This window comes from Brevundimonas sp. AVps4, assembly GCF_058681525.1.
Window position 1 is genome coordinate 585,393 of the sequence record NZ_CM178741.1, and the last position, 25,004, is coordinate 610,396.

Sequence of the window (25,004 nt, forward strand, 5' to 3'; positions counted from 1 at the left end):
TCTTTCCGCTCATCCCGGCGAAAGCCGGGACCCAGTGCTTTCGCGAGGTTCGGCGGCTGGGATCGAGTTCAGTACGAATGGGCGGCGCCGAACGCCCAAAGATCTGGGTCCCGGCTTTCGCCGGGATGAGCGGAGTTTTTAGATGCGTCAACTGATCCTGTCCGCCGCCATTCCGGCGCTTCTGATGGGGGCCTGTGCGGGCACGCCCGTTGAGATCGGTTCAGATGAAGTCGTCGTATCGACCAACGACGCTCCCCCGCCGCACTTCCCCCGCGACCTGACCCCGGCCGGCGTCGCGGCGGCCGACGACCATCTGGCGCTGGAGCAGGTGGACGGGGCTGAGGCCATGGCTTTCGTGGCCGAGGAGAACCGCAAGTCCCTGGCCGTCCTGACCGGCGACCCGCGCTATGAGACCTTCCGGGCCGAGGCCCAGGCGATCCTGACCGCCACGGACCGGATTCCCAGCCCGTCCTTCCTCGGCGACGGCGTCGGCAACTTCTGGCAGGACGCGACCAATCCCAAGGGCGTCTGGCGTCGCACGACGCTAGAGAGCTACCGCACCGCGACCCCGCAGTGGGAGACCCTGCTGGACATCGACGCCCTGTCGAAAGCCGAGGGCAAGGACTGGGTGTTCAAGGGCGCCGATTGCCTGGCGCCGGACGAGACCCGCTGCCTGATCAATCTGTCGGACGGCGGCAAGGATGCGGTGGTGGTGCGCGAGTTCGACCTGACCACCAAGCGTTTCGTGGACGGGGGCTTCAACCTGCCCGAGGGCAAGCACCGGATCGAATGGCTGGACCGCGACACGCTCCTGGTCGCCACCGACTTCGGACCCGGCAGTCTGACGGAGTCCGGCTATCCCTTCATCGTCAAGACCCTGAAGCGGGGCCAGACCCTGGCCCAGGCGGTCGAAGACTATCGCGGCGACGCCTTGGACGGCGGCTACGGCGTCAGCCCGGCGGTCTATCGCGACAAGACCGGCCGGGTCACGGCGGTGATCATCACCCGCCCGTTGGACACCTTCCGCTCCGAAACCTGGATGATGGCCCATGACGGATCGACGGTGAAACTGGCCCTGCCGGACCGGGTCAGCGTCTTCGGAGCGCAGGGGGGCCTGCTGATCGTCTCGAATGACGAGGCCTGGACCTTCAACGGCCTCGCCTACAAGCCCGGTTCCCTGCTTTCCATACCCTTGAACCATCTGCGGTCCGACCGCGACGATCTGAGCGTCAGCAACCAGGCCCTTCTGATCTATGAGCCGGCCGCCCGTCAGTCGTTGGGCGACGTGCGGGTGCTGGATCGCCAGGTCGTCGCCTCCCTGTCCGACAATGTGGCCGGGCGGCTGGCGATCTTCGAGAACCGGGGCGAATTCGGCTGGCGCCGCCAGGATGTGGCGACGCCAGAAAACATCGCGGTGGGGCTGGGCGACTCCTCCAAGTCCAAGGGCCAGGTCTTCGTCTCGACCCAGGGCTTCCTGACCCCGCCGACCCTGAGCCTCGCCTCGGTCGGCTCCACCACCCTGACCGAGCTGAAATCCGCCCCGGCCAAGTTCGACGCCTCGACCCATGTGGTGGAGCAGTACGAGGCGACCTCGACCGACGGGACCAGGATCCCCTATTTCATCACCCGCCCGCGCGACATGAGGCTGGACGGGTCGAACCCGACGATCCTGTTCGGCTACGGCGGGTTCCAGGTCAGTCTGAACCCGGCCTACAAGCCCGAGATGGGCAAGCTGTGGCTGGAGCGGGGCGGGGTCTTCGTTCAGGCCAATATCCGCGGCGGCGGCGAGTTCGGGCCCGACTGGCACCAGGCGGCCCTGGACGGAAACCGCCAGAAGGCCTTCGACGACTTCGCCGCCGTGGCGCGCGACCTGGAGCGGCGCGGGATCACCAGCCCGCGTCGTCTGGGCATCTATGGCCGGTCGAACGGCGGGGTCCTGACCTCGGTGTCGATCACCCAGCATCCGGAGCTGTTCAACGCCGCAGTGATCGAGAGCCCGCTGATCGACATGCTGCGCTATCACGAGCTGCCGGCCGGCGCCTCCTGGATCGGCGAATACGGCGATCCGCGCATTCCTGAGGAGGCGGAATGGATCGCCCGATATTCGGCCTATCAGCAGCTGCGGCCGGACGTGGACTATCCGCGCGTCTACATCACCACCAACACCCGCGACGACCGGGTGCATCCGGGCCATGCGCGCAAGTTCGCCGCCCGGCTGGGCGACCAGGGCCACGACCATCTCTATTATGAGGACACGGCCGGCGGCCATTCGAACGACGCCGACCCCGTGGCCAACGCGCGGCGCTGGGCCCGCCACTATGTCTATCTCTCCCAGCAGCTGATGGACTGAACGCCGCCGCAGGCGAGGGTCACGCACTTATGACCCCCGCCTGCGCGCCCGGCGGTTAAGAACGTCGCCATGAGACACAGGATCGGGATCATTGCAGCGGCAATCACGGCGGGCGCCGCCCTATGCGCTGGATCGGTCGCCCAGCCCGCCGCCTCGCGGCCGGGGCGGCACGCCGTCGCCGCCGGACCGCCGGTGGTGGTCGAACTGTTCACCGCCCAGGGGTGCGGCGCCTGTCTGGAGGCCAATGCCACGGTCGAACGGGCTGCGGCCGAGCCGCGCGTCATCGCCCTGACCTACGGGGTCGACTATTGGGACTATCTGGGCTGGACCGACACCTTCGCCCGGCCTGAGTTTTCTCAGCGCCAGCGGGCCTATCGCGCCGCCCTGCGTCAGCGCGGCGTCTCCACGCCCCAGGTGGTCATCGACGGCCGCCGACAGGTCTCGGGCGTGCGCGGACCTGAGCTTGAGACCGCCATCCTCGAGGCGGCGGGCCGCCGCGCTTGGCCGCCCGAGATCGAGTTCCGCCAAGGCGGCGATCAGGTCGGCGTCGGCTCGGGCCGCGTCCCGGCGGGCGGGGCCGAGGTTCTGGCCGTCACCTATACGCCCGGCGTCCAGGTGGTCGAGGTCGGTCGCGGCGAAAACCGCGGCCGCGAGGTGCGCCAGCTGAATGTGGTCCGCGACGTCACGCGCCTGGGCGACTGGCGGGGCCGGCCGATGTTGTACCCCCTGCCTCAGACGCGGGACGAGGACGCTGTGGTCGTGATGATTCAGGACAAGGCGGATCGGCGCATTCTGGGCGCCGCCGTCCGCAGGCCGACCTCCGGGTCCGGCGGGGCGGATCGAGACGGCTGAAGCCGAGGCGGATCAGGCCCCCGCCTTCTTGGCAAACGTCCAGGCCGCCTCGCTGAGCGGCCCGACCTGGGCGGCCATGCTGCGAGCGTGGGCGCTGGCCGCCGTGCCGTCGCGGACACGGCCGGCGATGCCCTGGCAGATGGCGGCGAGACGGAACAGATTATAGGCGTAGAGCCACTCGAGATCGGCAGGTCGCATCCCAGTGGCGGCGGCGTAGCGGTCCACCGTTTCCTCGACCGAGGGAATGCCCAGGGCCTCCAGATCGGCGCCGGCGAGGCCGTTTCGCAGGCTGGCGGGGATGGCCCAGGCGATCAGCAGATAGGAGAAGTCGGCCATGGGGTCGCCCAGGGTCGACAGCTCCCAGTCCAGAACGGCGCGGACGTCCGCCCGATCTTCAGCCAGGATCATATTGTCCAGGCGGAAGTCGCCGTGGACGATGCGGCAGGGACCCTCCGGCGGCAGGCTGGTCGGCAGGAAATAGATCAGTCGGTCCATGGCGGGAACGGCCTCGGTCTCCGAGGCGCGATACTGTTTGGTCCAGCGGCCGACCTGACGGGCGAAATAGTTGCCGGCCTTGCCATAGTCGGCCAGGCCGATGGCGGCGGGATCGAAGGCATGAAGCCGGGCCAGGGCGTCGGTCTGGGCGTGATAGATGGCCCGGCGCTCGGCGGGGCTGAGGCCGGGCAGTTTCAGATCCCAGAAGATACGGCCCTCCACCTTGTCCATCACATAGAAGATCGAGCCGATGACGCCCTCGTCCAGGCAGAGGGCGTGGGGCCTGGCCACGGGAAAGCCCTGAGCGGCCAGGGCGGAGATGACCTGGAATTCGCGATCGACGGCGTGGGCGCTGGGCAACAGCAGGCCCGGCGGCTTGCGGCGCAGCACATAGGCGGCGGTCGGGGTGGTCAGCTCATAGGTGGGATTGGACTGACCGCCCTTGAACTGGCGCACCGTCAGAGGGCCGGCGTAGCCCGCGACGTTTTCGGTCATCCAGGCGTCCAGCCCCGCCTCGTCCAGCCGGTAGCGGGGATCGACCTCGCGCGTGCCGGAAAAGGCGGTTTGAGCATCCTGCAGAGGCGCGTCGGCGGCGGAGGCGTCGGTCATGTACAGCCCAGTCGGTTCTTTCAGCGTTTCCCTAGAGCCGCCCGCGTCTTAGGCGCGCTCCGGCGCGGCGATGATGGCGGCCTTGACCGCGCGACGCCAGCCTGAAAGCAGACGGTCGCGTTCCTGAGGCCTCATTCGGGGCTTCCAGCAGGCCGGGGCCTCGGCCGGACAGGCCTGAAGATCAGAGATCAGACCCACGCCCAGGGCCGCCAGACGCGCAGCGCCCAGGGCCGTCATCTCCTGGAAGGCCGGACGTTCGACCTCGACCTCGCAGATGTCGGCGACGAACTGCATGGCGAAACTGTTTGCGGTGACGCCGCCGTCGACCTTCAGAGTCTTCAGGGGCGGAGCGCCGTCCTGGGCCAGGGCGTCGAGCAGGTCGCGGGTCTGATAGGCCAGGGCTTCCAAGGCGGCGCGGACGAAATGGGCCGGGCCCGAATCCCGCGTCAGGCCGACCACGGTCCCGCGCGCCTCCGGCTCCCACCAGGGGGCGCCCAGGCCGGTGAAGCCGGGGACCAGATAGACGCCGCCGTTGTCGGCCAGGCTCTGGGCCAGGGCTTCGGACTGGCGGGATTCGGAGATCAGCTTGACCCCGTCCCTCAGCCACTGGATCGCCGAACCGGCCGAGAAGATCGACCCCTCCAGCGCATAGGCGGTGCGGCCCTCGGCCTGGTAGCCGAGGGTGCCCAGGAGACGGCGGGTCGAGGCCACCGGCTCGGCGCCGACATTGGCCACCAGAAAGGCGCCGGTGCCGTAGGTGATCTTGGCGTCGCCCGGCGTAAGGGCGCCGTGGCCGACGAGGGCGGCCTGCTGATCCCCCGCCGATCCGGCGATGGGCAGGGGGCGGCCGAACAGCGCCGGATCGGTCTCGCCGATCCAGCCCGCGCAGGGGACAATGGCGGGGAGCGCCTGGCGCGGCACGTCGAACAGGGCGCACAGGTCGTCGCGCCATTCCACCGTCTTCAGATCCATCAGGGCTGTACGCGACGCATTGGCGGCGTCGGTGGCGTGAACTCGGCCGCCGGTCAGTTTCCAGATCAGCCAGGCGTCGATCGTGCCCAGTTTCACCTCGCCCCGCGCGGCGCGCTCGCGCGAGCCGGGCACGGCGTCCAGCAGCCAGGCGAATTTGGTCGCGGAAAAATAGGGGTCGAGGATCAGGCCGGTGGCGGACTGGACACCCGGCTCACGCCCCTCGGCGGTCAGGCGGGCGGTCACCTCGGCGGTGCGGCGGTCCTGCCAGACAATGGCGCGGTGCAGGGGCTCCCCCGTCGCGGCGTCCCAGATCACCGACGTCTCGCGCTGGTTGGTCAGGCCCACGGCGGCGAACCGGTCGACCCCGCCCGCCTGGCGCACCACTTCGCGGCAGGTCTGGAGGGTGGCGGACCAGATTTCGCCCGCGTCATGCTCGACCCAGCCGGAGCGGGGGAAATGCTGAGCCAGCTCGATCTGGCTGACGGCGACCGGGCGCAGGTCGTGGTCCCGGACCTCGAAGGCGATGGCCCGGGTCGAGGTCGTGCCTTGGTCGATGGCGAGGATCAGGCTCATTGTCTTTCTCTCCCTGCGCCGTCTTGGGCGACGCCTGCGGTCGGGCTAAGGGGAGCATATGACGACGCACCTGCCCAGCTATGAAGGCGTTCTCGACGCCGCCCGCCAGATCGACGGTGTCGCCGTCCGCACGCCCCTGATCGAGAGCCCGGCCCTGAACGCCGTGGTCGGCGGCCGGGTTCTGATGAAGGCGGAGAACCTGCAAATCGCCGGGGCCTTCAAGTTTCGCGGCGCCTATAACCGCATCAGCCGGCTGAATGCCGAGGAGAAGAGACGCGGGGTGGTGGCCTTTTCGTCCGGCAACCACGCCCAGGGGGTGGCCGCAGCCGCCGCCCTGGTGGGGACGCCGGCGATCATCGTCATGCCGTCCGATTCCCCAAAGGTTAAGGTCGAGGGGGTGATCGGCTTCGGCGGGGAGGTGCGGCTGTATGATCGCTGGACCGAGAGCCGCGAGGAAATCGGCGCCGCCATCGCCGCCGAGCGGGGCTGCGTCCTGGTGCCGCCGTTCGACGATCCCTTCATCATCGAGGGCCAGGGGACGACGGCGCTGGAGATGATGGACCAGGCCGACGCGCCGATGGATCAGCTGTTGTGCGGCGCCTCGGGCGGCGGGCTGATGGCCGGGATCAATCTGGTCATGGCCGAGCGCAGCCCCGAGACCCGCGTCCTGGTGGTCGAGCCCGACGCCTATGACGACACGGCCCGGTCGCTGGCGGCCGGGGAACGGGTCGGGCGCCCGGCGGGGTCGCCCTCGATCTGCGACGCCCTGATGGCGCCCATGCCCGGCGTCCTGACCTGGCCGATCAACCGCCGCCTGGCCGGCGCCCTGACCGTGTCCGACGCCGAGGTCGCCGAGGCGGTGCGGTTCGCCTTCCGCCATCTGAAACTGGTGGTGGAGCCCGGCGGGGCGGTGTCCCTGGCGGCCCTGCTGGCCGGAAAGATCGAGGGCGCGGGCCGCACGACAGGCCTGATCCTGTCCGGCGGCAATGTCGATCCCGCGCTTTACGCCGCGATCATTGAGGGGCGGTTCGAGGGTTGACCCTTTTCACTGCTCCGGAGCTGGGTCAAGGTCTTGGAAAATAGAGAGACGGAGGAGAAGACGGCCATGACCCGGACCCAGGATTTTCACGCCTTGATCGGTCAGGAAGTCGGGGTGTCCCGATGGTTCGAGATCGGTCAGGATCGGATCGACGCCTTTGCGGACTGCACCGAGGACCATCAGTTCATCCACGTCGATCCCGAGGCGGCGAGGACGACGCCCTTCGGCGGAACCATCGCTCACGGTTTTCTGACCCTGAGTCTGGCGTCCGCCATGAGCTATGACGCCGTGGCGCCGCTGGATGGTCTGACCATGGGCGTCAACTACGGTTTCGACCGGCTGAGGTTTCTGGCGCCCGTCCCGGCGGGATCTCGCGTGCGGGGCCGGTTCCGCCTGTTGGATGCAACCGACAAGGGCGAGGGGCGCTGGCTTCTTAAACATGAATTGACGATCGAGATCGAGGGTGCCGAAAAGCCGGCTCTGGTGGGGGAATGGCTGGGAATGCAGGTCGTTTCCCCGGCGAGTTGAAGACCTGCGCGCCGCTGTGGAAGGCGGAGGCCAAAACGGCTGAACGCGGACGAAAACCGCTTGTGACGGCCAATTTCGTCTGTAGCATCAATGGCACGGCGCCTCATTTCAAGGCTTGAGTCGTCAAGTTTCAGCCTCGACCTTCCACGGCAACGCTGATAAGAGCCGCCTAGGCGGTAAGATCCGCCCTAGGTTCTAACAGGCGGAGGGCTATACCCTATGCGTATGAAGACTATCGTGCTGGCCTCCAGCGCAGCGGCCGCCCTGGCCCTGTCGGCTGGCGCGGCCTCGGCAGATCCCAACGGTTGGTATGGCGCGATCGACGCCGGCTACCACATCATCGACGACATCAACGCCGAGTCGTCGACCACCGGCGCGAACTGGAACTATGAAGTGAACGACGGCTGGGCGGCCTTTGCTCGCCTCGGCTATCGCTTCAACCCCAACTGGCGCGTCGAGCTCGAAGGCGGCTACCGCTCGGGCGATATCGGCAAGGTGCGCGCCGTTTCGGGCACCCAGGGCCTGTGCAACCTGACCCCGGCGACGGGCGGCTGCTTCTCTCCGGAAGGCGACATCGAGTCCGCCACCCTGATGGCCAACGTCATCTATGACTTCGGCTATGAAGCCTGGGGCGTGCGTCCCTTCGTCGGCCTGGGCGCCGGCGTGAACCGCGTCAACGTCGACACCATCGGCAATCTGCGCGCTAACCGCGGCGCCGCGTTCGCCATTGACGACAGCTCGACCAAGTTCGCCGCTCAGGCGATCGCCGGTCTGGCCTGGGCCATTGGCGACCGCGCCAACATCGACCTGACCTACCGCTATCTGACGGGCGACGCCTCGTGGGAATCGACCACGGCCGGCACGGGCGCCGGCGCCACCGCCTTCGGCGAATGGGACGGCGACTACGACCAGTCGCACACCGTGACCCTGGGCCTGCGCTACAGCTTCGGTGCCGAAGAAGCGGCCCCGCCGCCTCCGCCGCCTCCGCCGCCCCCGCCGCCTCCGCCGCCTCCGCCCCCGCCGCCCCCGCCGCCGGTTCCGCAGACCCCGGCCGCGCGTCAGTTCGTGGTCTATTTCGACTGGGATCGCTCGGACCTGACGGCTGAGGCTCGCTCGGTCGTGACCCAGGCCGCCAACTACGCCAAGACGGGCCGTCCGACCCGCGTCCTGATCGTCGGCTACACCGACACCTCGGGCTCGGCCGCCTATAACCTCGGCCTCTCGAACCGTCGTTCGCGCACCGTCGCGGACGCCTTGGTCGCCCAAGGCGTCAACGGCGGCGTCATCGCCCTCGACGGCAAGGGTGAAACCGCCCTGGCCAAGCCCACCGCCGACGGCGTGCGCGAACCGCTCAACCGTCGCGCCACCATCGACATCAACTTCTAAGACAGGCGAAGGATCGACCCGGTTTCACCGGGTCGATCCCGCCGATCTCGAAGCTGAAGAGCTGAACGCCGTCTCCGAAAGGGGGCGGCGTTTCTGTTTGCGGAGGGGGTGTCTGCGACAGGTCGCCCCCCGTGCCGTGTTTTCCAGCATGTGGCGGCGAAGAGGACGGAGGGGCGGCGCGGCGTCTCAGCCGGCTGTACTGGCCAGAGCCGGAGCTTGCGCGGCGGATGTAGGCAGAGAGGGGGCGAGAAGGGCCTCGCCGGCCGTGATCACGAGGGTGGCGCTCAGGACGGCGCAGATCACAGCGACTGCTGCGAGTGTCAGACTCTTGGCCAGGTCCCGGTCATCCGGCGTCATGGTTCCTCCCCCGACGTCCTTCTGGGAGGATCACGACGCGCGCGGGGATGCAAGTCACGGAACGGTGTCAGGCGGACAAAAGGCGGCGTCGCGAGACGCCGCCTTCCGGATTGCGGATTGTTCTGAAAGCCTCAGCCGGTGAAAGGCCGGATCAGAATCTCGACGCGGCGGTTCTGGGCCTTGCCTTCGGGAGTCGCATTGGACGCCACGGGTTTCCGGGAACTGGCGCCGGCGACATAGAGGCGCTCGGCCAGGACGCCGCGACGCACGAGTTCCGCCGCCACGCTGCTGGCGCGGCGCTCCGACAGGGGCTGGTTGATCGCATCGCCACCCGAGGAATCCGTATGACCGATCACGTCGATGGTGGAGCGATCATATTCCTGCAGCACCCGGGCGACGTCATCGAGCACGGGCAGGAAGCGCGGGTCGATCGAATACTGGTTGGTGGCGAAGGTGACGTCGGACGGCATGCGGAGCACCAGATTGTCGCCCTGGCGCGCCACGCCGACGCCGGTGCCGGAGAGCTGAGCCTCCATGGCGCGTTGCTGGCGGTCCATATACTGACCGACCGCAGCGCCGCCCAGCGCGCCGACGCCCGCGCCGATCAGGGCGTTCTTACGACCCTGTTCGCCGTTGGATGTATTGGTCAGATAGCCGAGCAGGGCTCCGCCCAGGGCGCCCGCGATGGCGCCGGTTCCGGTGTTGTTGCGGACGGGGGTTGAGCGATAGGGGTCGGTGGTGGTGCAGGCCGCCGCGCCCAGTAGGGCGGCGATGGAGACACCGGCGACGAAAATCTTGGCGCGCATGGATTGGTCCTTCCGATTGGCAGTCTGGCGCGAGAAACGCCCCCCTACTGTCTAGGTTCCAAGCTGTACCTTAGGTGAACGGGCGAGCGGTTCTTGCGGGACCGACGGCTTGAACCTGACAGGGGCGCGGAATGGGGGTAAGGAACCGCCGCACATTGTCTGAACAAGGACGACGCCCGTGAGCGCGATCTCGGCCCCAACCGCCGCCTCAACCATCACCCCTGTCTCCATGACCTTGTATGACAAGGATTTTCAGGCGTTCAGCGATGAGCTGGGCGCCTCCTTCACCCGGTTCGGCTTTGGGGTTGTGGCCGACCATGGTCTGGACGAGGTGCGTATTGCCGCCGCGATCGACGCCGCCAAGACCTTCTTCGCCCTGCCGGAAGCCACCAAACGCCAGTACCACCAGCCGGGAACCGGCGGGGCGCGGGGTCTGACCCCGTTCGGTGTCGAGGCGGCCAAGGGGGCGACCGCCGTGGATCTGAAGGAATTCTGGCACGTTGGTCGCGAACTGCCGCAGGACCATCCGTACCGCCGCTTCATGCGAGACAACCTTTGGCCCGAGGAGGTGCCCGGTTTCCGCGACCATCTTTACGGCATGTATGAGGATCTCGACGCGCTGGGGCGGCGCATTCTCCGGGCCATCGCGCGGTACCTCAAGCTGAGCGACGACTATTTTGACGACAAGGTCGAGATGGGCAACAGCGTCCTTCGCATGTTGCACTATCCGCCGGTGCCCGCCGATGCGCCGGGCGTGCGGGCCGGCGCCCACGAGGACATCAACGTCATCACCCTGCTGCTGGGCGCCGAAGAGGCTGGGCTGCAGCTGAAGGAGAAGGACGGCAGCTGGCTGGACATTGCGCCGCCGGCGGGCGCCCTGGTGGTCAATATCGGCGACATGCTGCAACGGTTAACCAACCACGTCCTGCCGTCGACGACGCACCGGGTGGTCAATCCCGCGCCCGAACGTCGGGGCTTCGCCCGCTATTCGACGCCCTTCTTCCTGCATTTCAACCCGGACTTCCCGATTGAGACGCTGCCGAGCACGATCACGCCGGACAATCCCGATCGCTATGCCGGCAAGACCATTCTGGCAGAGGACTATCTGACCGAACGTCTGCGCGAAATCCGCCTGCTCTGAGGCGAGTCGTCCCTAGCGGGAGATGCGCAGCCGGGTGATGTCCCGTCCGATGTCTCGGAAGGCGTCGGAAAGGTCGGTGGAGCTGGACGCCTGGAAAGCCCGGTCGGGGTTGGTGGCGCACCGCGCCATCAGCTCGCCGGCGGAATCGATCGGACCGGTCATATTCTGGGCTGCGCCGATATCGAAGCCGACCGTATAGACGATGACGCCGGCGGCCTTCATGTTTTGACAGAGCCGATAGGCTTGGTCGAAGGAAGAGCCGTTGGTGGCGGGCTGGTTGATATGGGTGTCCGCCCCGCCGCTGCCGACCCCTGCGTCTCCGGCGATCACGCCCCGGAAATAGGGGGTGTTGAACTCCCCGTCGGTCATCAGCACGACGGCCTTCAAGGTCTTGGTCGAGTCATAGGCGGCGGGCGCGCCTGCGCCTGACCACAGGCCGAAGGTCGGCGAAACCAGATACCAGCCCCAAGCCAAACCGATATGGCCCGCCGTCGATCCGACCGCCGACATTCCGTTGATGGCGTCGGTCAGGGTCTTCTTGACGTTGGTCAGGGGGACGATTCGGGAGGCCGGGCAGGCGTTGCCGGTTCCGGCGTAGCTTCGTCCAACCCAGGACGAGGTGGACGGGGCCGCATCCGTATAGGCCTGCGCCCCGGCTCTTTCCGACACGCAGGTCGTTCCGGGAAAGCGCGTCCAGGTTCCTGCCGCATTGACGAAATCTCGGTTCGAACAGCCGTCCACGCCGCAGACCAGCTGGCCGCCCGACGTATAGGCGGCTCCGCCCATGGGGGCGTTCGCCAATTGGGCTTGAGAGGCGTCGAGCGCCAAGGTCGCCGTGGTCGCGCTGACGCCGGCGACGCGGAAACCGATGTCATTCAACTGGCTGAGGCCGCCCATGCCGCTCAGGACAGCGGCGTCCCCATCGGGCGACAGGCCGTGGCGGGCCATTGTAATGACGATGTTGCAGTCCGCCCGGGCGCATTTGGCGACATAGGCCCGGCCTGAGAAGGCGGAATAGTAGCGGCTGTCCTTGCCGAGGAGGCTGAAGGTGTTGGTCGTGGCGTTGCCCACCGTAAGGGCGACGCCGTTCAGGGGTGCCATCGTTTCCGCGCTCCAGATCGTCACGATGTCGCCGTTCTTGAAGCCGTGGTTAGAGGCGGTGACCACGGCCGTATAGGCGCGGGTGATGCCGGTGATCGTCTTGACCGAGCCCGTCAGCCAGGTCGCTGCGGTGATGGACTGGGTGCTGGAGCCGAGCGCTCCGCGCGCCCTATCAGCATAGGTGTCGCCTACATTGACGCCCATGGAATAGGGAGCCAGGGCCACCTTGGAATAGAAGGGCGACTGGTTGTCTTGGACGACGATGTCGATTAGCTCCTTGGCCGCCGACTTCAGATTGTCGATCTTGCGGCCGCTGGAGCAACTGGCGGCGCAGTCGTTCATCGAGCCGGTGATGTCCAGGACCAGGGCCACCTCCACATCGCGCGAGGAGCGGTTGACCTCGGATCGCACCGAGACGGGCAGGGTGTCGTCCAGCAGTTGGCCGTAGGGCGGAAGCACGATGTTGGCGACCAGGGTCTTTACCCGCCCCTGAGCGGTGGCGATGACGACGCTCTTGTCGTTCATGGCGACCTGAACGTCGCCGTCCTGAACCGGCTCGAGCTCAATCCCCTTCAGATTGGCGCGAAGATTGACCAGGGTGATGCTCTTCAGCTCTTCCGGCGTCGTATAGGGAGACCGCGCGGCGGCCAGGGCGGCGGCGTCCAGGGCGTCCTGAAACTGGGCCTTGGCCGTGGTTATGCGGTGAATGTCGACGCCGCCCAGGGCCAGCATGACGATGACGGGCAGGCTGAGAGCGAAGATGATCGCTACATTGCCGCGCCGGTCGCCGCCCAGCCGGAAGGCCAGGGCCCGAAGGCCGCTGAGGACCTTATGGATCGGTTGTGGCGCCAATGTCGTCGCTTCCTTACAGGCGCGCGCCGCCCGCATGAGGCCACAATGGCCTCATGCGGTTAAAGGAAGGCTGACGGATCGCGGTTAACAGACCCGGCCTAAGGACCGTCTTCAGGCCTGCGACCAACCGCAGTCATGGCCGCGGTTTTGGACCGTCAGCCATTGATTCAAAGGGGCGAAATAGTCGGCGACCGCCGAGGCGTCGTTCCGCGTCTCGCCGGTGAAAGCCTCGAGCGCCTCGGGCCAGGGCTTGGACTGGCCCATTTCCAGCATGGCGTTGAAACGGGCGCCGACGTCCTTGTTCCCGTAAACCGAGCAGCGGTGCAGCGGGCCGGTCCACCCCGCCTGCTTGCAGGCCGCGCGCTGGAACTGGAACTGGTAGATGTGGGCCAGGAAATAGCGGGTGTAGGGGGTGTTGCCCGGCACATGGTATTTGGCGCCGGGGTCAAAGGCGTTGGCCGGACGCGGGCCGGGCGGAACCAGGCCCTGATACTTCAGCATGTCCGCCGTCCAGGCGGCGTTGTACTGGTCCGGCGTGGTCTCGCCGGAGAAGACGCCCCAGCGCCAGCGGTCCACCATCAGGCCGAAGGGTAGGAAGGCGATCTTGTCCAGCGCCATCTTCAGCAGGAAGGGAATGTCCTCTTCCGCCCCCGGCGTCGTCTTCAAAAGGCCGATCTGGTTCAGATAGGTGGGGGTCAGGGCCGACAGGCCGACGAAGTCGCCGATGGCCTCGTGGAAGCCGTCATTCGCGCCGTTGCGGAACAGCATCGGCTGGTTCTTGTAGGCGCGCTGGTAGTAGTTGTGACCCAGCTCGTGGTGGACGGTGTAGAAGTCGTCGCCGTTGACGTTGGTGCACATCTTGATGCGGATGTCGTCGGCGTTGTCGAGATCCCAGGCCGAGGCGTGGCAGACGACCTCACGGTCGCGGGGGCGCACGATCTGGCTGCGTTCCCAGAAGGTCTGGGGCAGAGGATCGAGGCCCAGCGAAACGTAGAAGCCTTCGCCCGTCCTGACCATTTTCACCGGGTCGTAGTCGGCGGATTTGAGCAATTCGGTCAGGTCGTAGCTGGAGGCGCCGCCGCTGGTCGGGGCCACGACATCATAGATATTGCCCCATTGCTGCGACCACATATTGCCCAGCAGATCAGCGCGGATCGGGCCGTGGTCGGGTTGAACGGCGTCGCCGTATTTGGCGTTCAGCCGGGCGCGGACATAGCAGTGAAGGTTCTCGTAGAAGGGCTTGACCTGGGCCCAGAGCCGATCGGTCTCCTCGGCGAAGTCGTCGGCGGGCATGTCGTAGCCCGAGCGCCACAGGGCGCCGGTGTCGGAAAAGCCCAGTTCGCGCGCCCCCTCGTTGGCGATCTCGACCATGCGGGCGTAGTCGTTCTTCATCACCGGCGAGATGGTGCGCCAGCCCTCGTACAGGGCCTTGGTTTCGTTCGGGTCGCGGCTGTCGGCCAGGATCAGCGAGGCCTCGTCCAGGGTGATCTGCCGTCCCTTGAAGTCGAACTTGCCGGTCGAATAGGTCGAATCCAGACGGGTGGTGATCTGCGACAACTCCTCGGCCGCGCCGGCCCGGTTGGGGGCGGGCAGGACGATGCCCAGTCGCAGCAGGTTCAGCTTGCGACGGACCACCGGATCGACTGCGACGTCGTTGAACTTGGCCGCCTGGTTGGCGAACTGGACCTGGAGTTCGGTCGCCTCGGCGTTGACCTTGGATTCCAGCCACATGGTGTCGAAGGTGATGTTGGTGGCCCGGGCCCACTGCACCCGGGCGGCGTATTCGCCGAAGGTCAGCATCTTGGCCTCGGCGTCGGCGACGAACTGGGTCGCGCCTTCGGCGGTCGTGGGGTAGTCGGCCCTCAGGCCGGTGGCGGTGACCGGGGCGGGAGTGAAGGTCTGGGCGCCGGCTTCGGCCTGAAGCGGCAGAGCCTTGTCCGGGGTCGGGGCGGCGGCGCAGCCGGCGGCGAAGGCGAGGGCGCAGACCGCAGCGGCGGTCGTCATCTGACGCTTCATGATGGATCTCCTGAACAGCGGGCGCAGGAGAGGCCAGGGGCGGCGCCGCGTCAAGCGGGGCGGTTCAGCCGACTGTGTTGCAGGCTGTCGGCCTGCGGCCTGCTAGAGCCGGACGCAGCTGTCCAGTCCGTCATTGCGCACCGTTCCCATGGCGGCCTGGATTCGGGCGGCGCGGCGACGGACATAGGGGCCGGGTGCGGCCGCCTTGTAGCGGCGCGGCGCGGGCAGGATGGCGGCCAGGCGCGCCGCCTCGCGCCGGGTCAGGTCGGCGGCGTCCTTGCCGAACCAGTGTTGCGCCGCCGCCTGGGCGCCATAGACGCCCGGCGCCCATTCGACGACGTTCAGATAAACCTCCATGATCCGCCGCTTGGACCAGACGGTCTCGATCAGGACGGTGTAGCCCGCCTCAAAGCCTTTGCGGATCCAGTCGCGGCCGGGCCACAGGAAGACGTTCTTGGCCGTCTGCTGGCTGATGGTGGAGCCGCCCCGGATGCGCCCGCCCTCGGCGTTATGATCCAGCGCCTTCTGGATGGCCTCCATGTCGAAGCCGTGGTGGCTGCAGAAGCGGGCGTCCTCGGCGGCGATGGCGGCGTCGACCAGATGGGGCGAAATCTGCTTCAGCCCGCGCCACTGGTAGTCCAGCCCCTCGCCGCGCACGGCCTGGCGCAGCATCAGGATGGTGGGCAGGGGCGGGAAGAGGGCGACCCAGAGGACGCCGCCGACCGGCACGGCGGTCAGGATGGCGGCGGCGATGACGACCGCCCGGAGCCAGGATGGACGAGGCCACCTCGCCATCAGAGGATCGCCACCCCGGCGGCCCCGTCCTCGTCGGCCCAGGCGACCGTATCAGCCGCCGGGCTGAGGCAGAGGGCGACGATGACCGGGCCCTTGTCGGCCTTGACGACGTTCAGGCCCTGGGCGGCCGGATGGGCGACCCAGACCCGGCCGTCGGTCAGGCCGGCGGCCAACAGGCCGTGGTTCACGCGGGCCGAGACCAGATTGATCAGGCTGGCCTCGTCATAGCCGATCTCGGTCGCCTCGCGGCCCATCGGGCCGTTGGAGCCGATGAAGGGCCAAAGCACGGCGCCCTGCGCCCCGGACGTCGCCAGGAGTTGGCCGTTGGCGAGGAAGGCCAGGGAGCGGACCTTGGACGGATAGCCGCCCATCCGCAGATTCTTGGCGTCCTTCAGCCGCCAGCCGTGAAGCTGATTGTCCTGCATGGTGGTGACGACGAAGGCGCCGTCCGGCGAGAAGGCCACGCCGGTGTGCGACCCGGCCCAGCTCAGCCTGGTCGGCTGCTGTTTCTCGATCCGGGCGTACCAGAGGGCCGCGCCGCCGTAGGTCGAGGCGGCGATGCGCCGCCCCTTGGGCTCGAAAGCCACGCCGGAGACGGTGCGTTCATGCTGGAAGTCGCGCCGGAAACCCGGTTCGGACGGATCGATCACCGACAGGGTGCGCCCCCAGGAAAAGGCGATCAGGCCCGACGCTGGCGAGGCGTCGACGGCGTCGATCCACTGGGCCTTCGCCTCGGCGAGGACGGCCGGCTCGGCGCCGCGGCGGCTCCAGACCAGCCGACCATCGTCGCCGCCGGTGACGACGCCGTCGCCGGACGGATGGACCGCGGCGCACAGGACGGCGCCGTCATGCGCCTGGACCGTCGCGCCGTCGGCGAACCGGACCGAGCCGTCGCCGAGGGCGAAGACGGCGCCGGTGTTGTCGAACAGGGCGGCGGTGACCTGGGCGTCGAATGCGAAGTTCATGCGCGACGCGTTAGCCGGTTGCAGGGGCGGGGGCAAATGGGGGAGGACAAGTCATCCGTTTCTCCCTCCCCGAACGGGGAGTGAGAATGCGGCTGCGCCCTCAGACCGGATCCGTCGGCTTGGGTTCGACCGGGGCCGGGGCGGCCTGGGCTTGGACCGGCTCCTCCGGGAGGGGGATGAACTCCAGATCGTCCTCGCTCGGGAGTTTCATCCGACCGGCCTTCCAGTCGGCCTTGGCCTGGTCGATGCGGGCCTGGCTGGAGGCGACGAAGTTCCACCAGATCAGCCGTTCGCCCACCGGCTCACCCCCCAGGACCATGACGCTGGCCTGGGTCAGGGCCTTGACCGTCGGCTCGGCCGCCGGCTCCAGAACGATCATCTGGCCTTCATGGAAGGTGCGGTCGCCTACTTCGATCGCCCCCTTGGCCACGAACAGGGCCCGCTCGCTCATGCCGCCGCCGCCCTTTCCCGGAGGCGGGGCGGTGCGGACGCCGGGCTGAAGCTCCCAGTGCACATAGAAGAGGGGCGAGGACACCGGCGCGCTCGCCTTGGCGCCATAGGCTTCTCCGGCCACCAGACGCGCGAACAGGCCGCCGTTCTCATAGGAAGGCTGGGCGTCCTCGCCCAGATGATGAAAGGAGGGGTCGATCTCCTCGGCCTCGTCGGGCAGGGCGACCCAGGCCTGCATGCCGTGCATCGGCCCGCCGCGGCTCTTCTTCAGTGGATCGGTGCGCTCGGAATGGACGATGCCCTTGCCGGCCGTCATCCAGTTCACCTCGCCGGGGCGAATGGGTTGGTTATAGCCGAGGTTGTCGTGGTGCAGGATCTCGCCCTCGAACAGATAGGTGAGGGTCGACAGGCCGATGTGCGGATGCGGCCGCACGTCGATGGCGTCCGACCCCGGCGCGAACTCGGCCGGACCCATCTGATCCAGAAAGATGAAGGGCCCGACCATCCGGCGCGAATGGAAGGGCAGGACGCGGCCGACCTCGAACCCGCCCAGGTCCTTACGGCGCGCGTCGATCACCAGTTCGATCATGTTCGGCATCCCCTCGGCGGAAGACGCCGCCGAACGGTCTTATCCGACGTGAGGGGTCACTATGCCAAGAGGCAGGGCGGTCACATTCTTCACGCCGCGGGTGACGATATGGCTCTCGCAGTCTGAGACGATGCCCAGGGCCAGCAGCTTTTCGCGCAGGAACTTGTCGAAGGCGTGCATGTCGGAGGTGATGATTCGCAGCACATAGTCCTCGCGGCCCGTGATGGTGGCGCACTGGACCACTTCCGGCCATTTGGCGACCGCCGCCTCGAAGATGTCGAGGTTCTCGGCCGAGGGCAGCATCAGTTTGACGATGGCGTAGACCTCGAAATCCAGGCCCAGCAGCTTGGCGTTCAGCAGGGTGACGCGCTTGGTGATCAGGCCGGAATCTTCCAGCCGTTTGATGCGCCGCCAGCAGGGCGAGGCCGACAAGCCGACCCGATCCGCCACTTCGGCGACCGACAGTCCGGCGTCTTGTTGCAGGATATCCAGGATCCGGGCGTCGATGGGATCGAGTTCGTCCGCCAATGCGTTTCTCCGATTATGGTTATGGCGAAATAAAATACCCTAAATCGGGATTTCGCAAGGTCAATTTGAGCGAGCGCCTGCTTAGGGGCCGTGTTATCACACGTCCAGAGGAAACACGGACGCATCCTCCGAACGGAACCGGACGCCCGCATGAACGACAAAATGAGCCAAAAGAACAGTCGCCCCCTTTCTTTGCGCGTGCCTGAACCCTCGGGTCGACCGGGCGACGCGCCGGATTTCAGCCATCTGACGATGGACCCCGCCGGAGCCGTAGATCGACCGGATGTCGCGACGGCGCCCTATGAGATGCGCGATCACGCCTTTCGTCTGATCCGGGTGCTGGACGAGGACGGAAACGCCGTCGGCCCCTGGAACCCCCGGCTCGACCCCGAAACCCTGCGCCGGGGCCTGAAGGCCATGGTGCTGACCCGCGCCTTCGACGACCGGATGCATCGGGCCCACCGTCAGGGCAAGACCAGCTTCTATATGAAGTGCACCGGCGAGGAGGCCATTGCGGTGGCGCAGGGGATGCTGCTGAGCCGCGAGGACATGGGCTTTCCCACCTATCGCCAGCAGGGGCTGCTGATCGCGCGCGGCTATCCGCTAACGGCGATGATGAACCAGATCTATTCGAACGCGGCGGACCCGATCAAAGGCCGCCAGCTGCCGATCATGTATTCGGCCAAGGACTACGGCTTCTTCACCATCAGCGGCAATCTGGGCACCCAGGTGCCGCAGGCCGTCGGCTGGGCCATGGCCAGCGCCTACAAGGGCGACGACAAGATCGCCATCAGCTGGATCGGCGACGGCGCGACCGCCGAGGGCGACTTCCACAACGCCCTGACCTTCGCCAGCGTCTATCGCGCCCCGGTCATTCTGAACATCGTCAACAACCAGTGGGCCATCAGCTCCTTCCAGGGGATCGCCGGCGGGCTGGAGACCACCTTCGCCTCCAAGGCCATCGGCTACGGCCTGCCGGCCCTGCGGGTGGACGGCAACGACTTTCTTGCGGTGTGGGCCGCGACCCAGTGGGCCGAAGAGCGCGCCCGCTCGAACCAGGGCGCGACGGTGATCGAACTGTTCACCTATCGCGGCGCTCCGCACTCGACCTCCGACGACCCCAGCCGCTATCGCCCCGGCGACGAGCACGAGAAATGGCCGCTGGGCGATCCGATCGAGCGGCTGCGCCAGCATCTGACGCTGATCGGTGAATGGGACGACGAGCGCCACACGGCGGCGCTCAAGGAGGCGGTCGAACGGGTTCGCGCCGCCGGCAAGGAGGCTGAGGCCATCGGCACCCTGGGCCAGTCGCGCCCCAGCGTGAAGACCATGTTCGAGGAGGTCTATGCGACCGAAGACTGGCGCCTGATCGAACAGCGCCGCGAGGTGGGGGTCTGACCATGAGCGAGCAAACGACCTTCACCGAAGCGGATCGCACCGACGGCGTCGAGTCGGACATGGTCGATCAGAACGCCGCTCCCGCCTCGGAGGCGACCGGCGCCGGCGTCGTTCCGATGAACATGATCCAGGCGCTGAACTCGGCCATCGACGTCAAGATGGGCGAGGATCCGAACGTCCTGTCGTTCGGCGAGGACGCCGGCTATTTCGGCGGCGTCTTCCGGGTGACCGACAAGCTGCAGCAGAAGCACGGCCTGACCCGCAGCTTCGACGCCCCGATCAGCGAGTGCGGCATCGTCGCCGCCGCCATCGGCATGGGGGCCTATGGGCTGCGTCCGGTCGTCGAGATCCAGTTCGCCGATTACATCTACCCGGCCTACGACCAGATCGTCTCCGAAGCGGCCAAGATGCGCTATCGCTCGGGCGGGCAGTTCACCAGCCCCATCGTGGTCCGCAGCCCCTATGGCGGCGGCATCTTCGGCGGCCAGACCCACAGCCAGAGCCCCGAGAGCCTGTTCACCCATATCGCGGGCCTCAAGGTCGTCATTCCGTCCAACCCCTATGACGCCAAGGGCCTGTTGATCGCGGCGATCGAGGACGACGACCCGGTCGTCTTCTTCGAGCCGAAACGCCTGTACAATGGCCCGTTCGACGGCTGGCACGAAAAGCCGGTCTCGCCGTGGAAGGCGCAGGATCTGGCCCAGGTCCCGACCGGAAAATATGTCGAGCCGATCGGCAAGGCGCGCGTCATGCAAGACGGGAACGACGTCACCATCCTGGCTTACGGCACCATGGTCTGGGTCGCCCTGGCCGGGGCCGAACATGCGGGCGTGGACGCCGAGGTCATCGACCTACGCACCCTCGTGCCGCTGGACATCGAGACCATCGAGGCCAGCGTGAAGAAGACCGGCCGCTGCGTCATCGTTCACGAGGCGCCCAAGACCTCGGGCTTCGGCGGCGAACTGTCGGCCCTGGTGCAGGAGCGCTGCTTCTATCACCTGGAGGCGCCGATCGCCCGCGTCACCGGCTGGGACACGCCCTATCCCCATGCTTTCGAATGGGAATATTTCCCCGGTCCGCAACGGGTTTCAGACGCCGTGAAGAGCGTCATGTCGGGAGGTCGATAAGATGGGTCGTTTCGTCTTCAAACTGCCCGACGTGGGCGAAGGCACGGCCGAGGCCGAACTGGTCGGCTGGCACGTCAAGATCGGCGACACGGTCTCCGAGGACCAGATCGTCGCCGACGTCATGACCGACAAGGCCACCGTCGAGATCACCGCCCCGGTGTCCGGCAAGGTCGTCGCCCTGCACGGCGAGCCCGGCGCCATGGTTCCGGTACGCGGGCCGTTGGTCGAGTTCGAGGTCGAGGGGGCGGGGAATGCGGAGGAGAGCCCCTCCGTCTCTCCGCTTCGCTCCGAGCCACCTCCCCCCGCTACGCGCGGGGAGGAGACAGTCGCCGCATCGTCTCCTCCCCACGCCAGTGGGGAGGCGGCGCCGAAGGCGACGGAGGGGGCTGACGCCGCACCCACCGGCAACCATGTTTTCAAACTGCCCGACGTGGGCGAAGGCACGGCCGAGGCCGAGCTGGTCGGCTGGCACGTCAAGGTCGGGGATGCGGTCGAGGAAGACCAGATCCTGGCCGAGGTCATGACCGACAAGGCCACGGTGGAGATCACCTCGCCGGTGGCGGGCGTCGTCGTCGCCCTGCACGGCGAACCGGGCAAGGCCGTCCCCGTCGGCGGCCCCCTGGTCAGCTTCAATGTCGCGGGCAAGGGCAATGTCGCGGCGCCGGCGCCGGCCCCCTCCGTCGCCTCCCCCAAGGGGGGAGGATCGACGCCGGCGAACGCTCAGAAATCTCCCCCCCCTGGGGGGAGCACCCGCGCAGCGGGGGAGGGGGGCAAGGCCGCCCCCGCCCTGACCGGCCGGGCCCCCGGCGAACGCCCCCTGGCCTCGCCCGCCGTGCGCAGCCGCGCGCGCGACCTGGGCGTCGATCTGACCTTCGTACCCGGCTCCGGCCCGGCCGGACGGATCACCCACGAGGATCTGGACGGCTTCATCGCCCGCGGCGGATCAGTTCCGACGACGGCGCCCGCCTCAGGCGGCACGACCTTCACCAAGGCCGAGGGAACCACCGAGGTCAGGATCATCGGCCTGCGCCGCAAGATCGCGGAGAAGATGGCCGAGAGCGTGCGCCGCATTCCCCACATCACCTATGTCGAGGAAATCGACATGACGGCGCTGGAAGACTTGCGCGCGCACCTGAACGCGACGAAGCAAAAGGATCAGCCCAAGCTGAACGTCCTGCCCTTCATCGCCCGCGCCATCGTGGTCGCCCTGCGCGACCAGCCCCAGATCAACGCCACCTATGACGACGAGGCGGGCGTCCTGACCCAGCACGCTCCGGTCCATCTGGGCATCGCCGCCCAGACGCCGAACGGCCTGATGGTGCCGGTGGTCCGCCACGCCGAGGCGCGCGACGCCTGGGATACGGCGCTGGAGATCGCCCGCGTTTCCGGCGCGGCCAAGGACGGTTCGGCCAAGCGCGAGGAACTGTCGGGCTCGACCATCACCATCACCTCGCTGGGAACCCTGGGCGGGGTGGTCCACACCCCGATCATCAACCACCCCGAGGTCGCCATCGTCGGCCCGAACAAGATCGCCGAACGGGTCGTGGTCAAGGACGGCCAGATGGTGGTGCGCAAGATGATGAACCTGTCGTCGTCGTTCGATCACCGGATCGTCGACGGCCATGATGCAGCGGTCTTCGTTCAGCGGATCAAGGGGCTGCTGGAGCAGCCGGCGACCTTGTGGATGTGAGTGCGCAGACATGATATACACATCATATATCATGGAGGCTTGAGATGCGTATTCTCGTGGACGCCAATGAGACCCAGGTCGCCGCATTGGACGAGCTCGCCAAGCGCGAGCAGCGGCCGCGCGCCGCCGTGATCCGCGCCGCCATCGACGACTATGTCGCGCGGAACGGTCGGAAAGCGACCCTCGAAGAGTCTTTCGGGATATGGGGCAAGGACGGTGAAGACGGCCTCGCCTACCAAGAGCGGCTCCGCAGCGAATGGTAGCGGCCCTGCTGGATTCCAATATTCTCGTCGATCACCTGAAGGGCTACCCACAGGCGACCGCCGAGATCGGACGCTACGAGAATCCGGCCATCAGCATCGTGACCTGGATTGAAGTCATGGTCGGTGCGGCGGATGAGTCCTACAACCATACCCGACAGTTTTTGGACGGCTTCATAGTCATAGGCCTCGACGACGCTGTGGCCGAGCGAGCGGTCGTTCTGCGTCAGACCTACCGATTGAAATTCCCCGACGCCGTCATTTGGGCAGCCGCCCAGACGACGGGGCGGCTGTTGGTCACCCGCAACACCAAGGACTTTCCGGCCGATGAGCCGGGAGTTCGTGCGCCCTACCAACTCTGATGAAGGTCGTGCGCAAGATGATGAACCTGTCGTCCAGCTTCGATCACCGGATCGTCGACGGGCATGATGCGGCGGTGTTCGTCCAGCGGATCAAGGGGTTGCTGGAGCAGCCCGCGACACTGTGGATGTGATGCGAACCGACGGCCTAGTCAGAGTGCGCTGCTTGAACAATGCGCAGTACGTGATCTTGGAAGGGACATCTCCAGATGACGGTCCCCACATCGATCTCATCGTTGGGGATGTCTACTGGGCTGCGCCGGTTCTTGAACGCGGCATGTGGCGTGTGTGGGATCTGTCTGGCGAAGACTACCTCTATCCTAAACGCTACTTCCAACTGGCGGCGGACGAATAATGACTCAGAATCTCAAAACCAAAGTCCTGATCATCGGCGCGGGCACCGGCGGCTATGTCGCGGGGATTCGTTGCGGCCAACTGGGGCTGGACACTGTGCTGGTGGACGGCGGCGATGGGCTAGGCGGGACCTGCCTGAACGTCGGCTGTATTCCGTCCAAGGCCATCATCCATGCGGCGGGCAAGTTCGAGACCGTGGCCAAGGCGGCCGGGGGCGGGACCCTGGGCATCACGGCGGCCCAGCCGGCCATCGACCTGAAACAGACGGTCGCGTGGAAGGACGGGATCGTCCGCAAGCTGAACGCCGGGGTCGCGGCCCTGCTGAAGAAGGCCAAGGTCAGGGTGATCAAGGGCTGGGCGGCCTTCGAGGACGCCAAGACCTGCGTTGTGAAGACCGACGAAGGCGACATCCGCATCACCGCCGAACACGTCATCCTGGCGACGGGATCGGAGCCGGTCGAACTGCCCTTCCTGCCGTTCGGCGGCGACGTCATCTCCTCGACCGAGGCGCTGAGCCTGTCGGAGGTCCCCAAGAAGCTGGTCGTCGTCGGCGGCGGCTATATCGGGCTGGAGCTGGGCATCGCCTTCAGGAAGCTGGGGGCCGAAGTCGCCATCGTCGAAATGGCTGACCGCATCCTGCCGCTCTATGACAAGGTTTTGACTGACCCGGTCGCCAAATGGCTGGAGAAGCACGGCGTAGAGCTACACCTGGGCGCGCGGGCCGGCGGCTTCGGCGACGGAAAACTGTCGATCACGACCAAGGACGGCGAGCCGCTGCAGCTGGAGGCCGACAAGGTGCTGGTCACGGTCGGCCGTCGTCCGCGCACCCAGGGCTGGGGTCTGGAGAACATGGGCGTGGCCATGGCCGGTCCGTTCGTGAAGATCGATGACCGCTGCGCCACCAGCATGAAGAATGTCTGGGCTGTCGGCGACCTGACGGGCGAACCGATGCTGGCGCACAAGGGTTCGGCCCAGGGCGAGGTGGTCGCCGAGATCGTCGCCGGCCACGACCGGGTGTTCGATCCCACGACGATCGCCGCCGTCTGTTTCACCGAGCCGGAGATTGTTTCGGCGGGTCTGGGTCCCAGCGATGTCGAGGGCCGCGACGATGTGATCACCGCCGTCTTCCCCTTCGCCGCCATCGGCCGGGCCCTGGCCATCGAGGCCGGCGAGGACGGCGGCTTCGTGCGCGTGATCGCCTCCAAGGCCGACCACCGGCTGCTGGGGATCCAGGCCGTGGGCCAGCATGTGTCGGAACTGTCCAACAGCTTCGCCCAGATGCTGGAGATGGGGGCGGTGCTGGAAGACGTGGCCGGGACCATCCACGTCCACCCGACCCTGGGCGAAGCCTTCCACGAGGCGTCCCTGCGGGCCCTGGGCCACGCGATCCATATCTGACCTCGGCCTGGAGC

The 25,004-nt window shown here is 67.2% G+C and carries 24 protein-coding genes; 14 read left to right on the top strand and 10 right to left on the bottom strand.

The genetic code is table 11. The features are described 5' to 3' along the window. Positions 1–142: 142 nt before the first annotated feature. On the top strand, positions 143–2,350 hold the full coding sequence (locus tag ACW178_RS02840) for a prolyl oligopeptidase family serine peptidase (RefSeq protein ID WP_492024839.1): 2,208 nt from the start codon (positions 143–145) through the stop codon (positions 2,348–2,350). Between the two features lie 69 nt (positions 2,351–2,419). After that, entirely contained in the window at positions 2,420–3,202 is a 783-nt protein-coding gene (locus tag ACW178_RS02845) for a DUF1223 domain-containing protein (protein ID WP_054764438.1), read from the top strand. A 12-nt stretch (positions 3,203–3,214) separates the two neighbouring features. Here ACW178_RS02845 and ACW178_RS02850 read toward each other — a convergent pair whose 3' ends face one another. Together ACW178_RS02850 and glpK are read right to left on the bottom strand one after the other, a co-directional pair. Further along, positions 3,215–4,306 (bottom strand): phosphotransferase family protein, encoded by a 1,092-nt coding sequence (locus ACW178_RS02850; RefSeq protein WP_492024840.1) that lies wholly within the window; start codon positions 4,304–4,306, stop codon positions 3,215–3,217. A gap of 48 nt (positions 4,307–4,354) precedes the next feature. Beyond that, positions 4,355–5,851 carry a glycerol kinase GlpK gene (gene glpK / locus ACW178_RS02855; RefSeq protein WP_191558313.1) on the bottom strand — a complete coding sequence of 499 codons (1,497 nt, stop codon included), beginning with the start codon at positions 5,849–5,851 and terminating at the stop codon, positions 4,355–4,357. A 58-nt stretch (positions 5,852–5,909) separates the two neighbouring features. Here glpK and ACW178_RS02860 point away from each other — a divergent pair, with 58 nt between their 5' ends. The 3 genes from ACW178_RS02860 to ACW178_RS02870 all read left to right on the top strand — a co-directional run bounded on the left by ACW178_RS02860 (position 5,910) and on the right by ACW178_RS02870 (position 8,804). After that, a complete protein-coding gene (locus ACW178_RS02860) occupies positions 5,910–6,890 on the top strand; it encodes a threonine ammonia-lyase (protein ID WP_191558312.1) in 981 nt (326 codons plus the stop codon). A 66-nt stretch (positions 6,891–6,956) separates the two neighbouring features. Further along, positions 6,957–7,418: a MaoC family dehydratase gene (locus ACW178_RS02865; RefSeq protein ID WP_191558311.1), complete on the top strand. Its 462-nt coding sequence runs from the start codon at positions 6,957–6,959 to the stop codon at positions 7,416–7,418. 225 nt (positions 7,419–7,643) lie between these two features. Continuing rightward, positions 7,644–8,804, top strand: a complete 1,161-nt coding sequence (locus tag ACW178_RS02870) for an outer membrane beta-barrel protein (RefSeq protein WP_492025043.1) — start codon at positions 7,644–7,646, stop codon at positions 8,802–8,804. 186 nt (positions 8,805–8,990) lie between these two features. On the opposite strand, the gene ACW178_RS02875 is transcribed toward ACW178_RS02870, so the two are convergent. Together ACW178_RS02875 and ACW178_RS02880 are read right to left on the bottom strand one after the other, a co-directional pair. Next, positions 8,991–9,161: a hypothetical protein gene (locus ACW178_RS02875; RefSeq protein WP_191554806.1), complete on the bottom strand. Its 171-nt coding sequence runs from the start codon at positions 9,159–9,161 to the stop codon at positions 8,991–8,993. A gap of 131 nt (positions 9,162–9,292) precedes the next feature. Beyond that, positions 9,293–9,967 (bottom strand): YiaD family glycine zipper/OmpA-like lipoprotein, encoded by a 675-nt coding sequence (locus tag ACW178_RS02880; RefSeq protein WP_287103646.1) that lies wholly within the window; start codon positions 9,965–9,967, stop codon positions 9,293–9,295. Positions 9,968–10,196: 229 nt separating this feature from the next. Between ACW178_RS02880 and ACW178_RS02885 the strand changes: the two genes are divergently transcribed. Next, positions 10,197–11,108 (top strand): isopenicillin N synthase family dioxygenase, encoded by a 912-nt coding sequence (locus tag ACW178_RS02885; protein WP_182715108.1) that lies wholly within the window; start codon positions 10,197–10,199, stop codon positions 11,106–11,108. Between the two features lie 12 nt (positions 11,109–11,120). Here ACW178_RS02885 and ACW178_RS02890 read toward each other — a convergent pair whose 3' ends face one another. From ACW178_RS02890 to ACW178_RS02915, 6 genes are all read right to left on the bottom strand, one after another. Beyond that, positions 11,121–13,061, bottom strand: a complete 1,941-nt coding sequence (locus ACW178_RS02890) for a pilus assembly protein TadG-related protein (RefSeq protein ID WP_224762294.1) — start codon at positions 13,059–13,061, stop codon at positions 11,121–11,123. Between the two features lie 111 nt (positions 13,062–13,172). Beyond that, the gene (locus tag ACW178_RS02895; protein WP_191554808.1) at positions 13,173–15,077 is read right to left on the bottom strand and encodes a M2 family metallopeptidase; all 1,905 of its coding nucleotides are present in this window, start codon (positions 15,075–15,077) and stop codon (positions 13,173–13,175) included. A 102-nt stretch (positions 15,078–15,179) separates the two neighbouring features. After that, positions 15,180–15,872, bottom strand: coding sequence for a monofunctional biosynthetic peptidoglycan transglycosylase (mtgA, locus tag ACW178_RS02900; RefSeq protein ID WP_152949282.1), 693 nt, complete (start codon positions 15,870–15,872; stop codon positions 15,180–15,182). Continuing rightward, complete coding sequence (locus ACW178_RS02905) at positions 15,872–16,837, bottom strand: WD40 repeat domain-containing protein (RefSeq protein ID WP_287103642.1); 966 nt, start codon at positions 16,835–16,837, stop codon at positions 15,872–15,874. Before ACW178_RS02905 ends, mtgA begins: the two co-directional genes overlap by 1 nt. A 100-nt stretch (positions 16,838–16,937) precedes the next feature. Then, the gene (locus tag ACW178_RS02910; RefSeq protein ID WP_287103640.1) at positions 16,938–17,876 is read right to left on the bottom strand and encodes a pirin family protein; all 939 of its coding nucleotides are present in this window, start codon (positions 17,874–17,876) and stop codon (positions 16,938–16,940) included. A gap of 39 nt (positions 17,877–17,915) precedes the next feature. After that, positions 17,916–18,404 carry an Lrp/AsnC family transcriptional regulator gene (locus ACW178_RS02915; RefSeq protein WP_054764449.1) on the bottom strand — a complete coding sequence of 163 codons (489 nt, stop codon included), beginning with the start codon at positions 18,402–18,404 and terminating at the stop codon, positions 17,916–17,918. Positions 18,405–18,554: 150 nt separating this feature from the next. On the opposite strand from ACW178_RS02915, the gene ACW178_RS02920 reads away from it, so the two are divergent. Genes ACW178_RS02920 through lpdA form a run of 8 tightly spaced genes read left to right on the top strand, consistent with a single transcriptional unit; the run spans position 18,555 to position 24,990 of the window. Next, positions 18,555–19,802: a 3-methyl-2-oxobutanoate dehydrogenase (2-methylpropanoyl-transferring) subunit alpha gene (locus ACW178_RS02920; RefSeq protein ID WP_191559063.1), complete on the top strand. Its 1,248-nt coding sequence runs from the start codon at positions 18,555–18,557 to the stop codon at positions 19,800–19,802. A 2-nt stretch (positions 19,803–19,804) separates the two neighbouring features. After that, entirely contained in the window at positions 19,805–20,929 is a 1,125-nt protein-coding gene (locus ACW178_RS02925; RefSeq protein ID WP_224762295.1) for an alpha-ketoacid dehydrogenase subunit beta, read from the top strand. Between the two features lies 1 nt (position 20,930). After that, positions 20,931–22,619 (top strand): dihydrolipoyl dehydrogenase family protein, encoded by a 1,689-nt coding sequence (locus ACW178_RS02930; RefSeq protein WP_492024841.1) that lies wholly within the window; start codon positions 20,931–20,933, stop codon positions 22,617–22,619. Positions 22,620–22,663: 44 nt separating this feature from the next. Beyond that, on the top strand, positions 22,664–22,882 hold the full coding sequence (locus ACW178_RS02935; RefSeq protein WP_492024842.1) for a ribbon-helix-helix protein, CopG family: 219 nt from the start codon (positions 22,664–22,666) through the stop codon (positions 22,880–22,882). Then, on the top strand, positions 22,876–23,241 hold the full coding sequence (locus tag ACW178_RS02940; RefSeq protein WP_492024843.1) for a type II toxin-antitoxin system VapC family toxin: 366 nt from the start codon (positions 22,876–22,878) through the stop codon (positions 23,239–23,241). The genes ACW178_RS02935 and ACW178_RS02940 overlap by 7 nt, the downstream gene beginning before the upstream one ends. Before the next feature lie 17 nt (positions 23,242–23,258). After that, complete coding sequence (locus tag ACW178_RS02945; RefSeq protein WP_492025044.1) at positions 23,259–23,372, top strand: 2-oxo acid dehydrogenase subunit E2; 114 nt, start codon at positions 23,259–23,261, stop codon at positions 23,370–23,372. Between the two features lie 32 nt (positions 23,373–23,404). Beyond that, positions 23,405–23,593, top strand: a complete 189-nt coding sequence (locus tag ACW178_RS02950) for a hypothetical protein (RefSeq protein WP_287103668.1) — start codon at positions 23,405–23,407, stop codon at positions 23,591–23,593. After that, entirely contained in the window at positions 23,593–24,990 is a 1,398-nt protein-coding gene (gene lpdA, locus ACW178_RS02955; protein WP_492024844.1) for a dihydrolipoyl dehydrogenase, read from the top strand. Before ACW178_RS02950 ends, lpdA begins: the two co-directional genes overlap by 1 nt. The last annotated feature ends 14 nt before the right edge of the window (positions 24,991–25,004 follow it).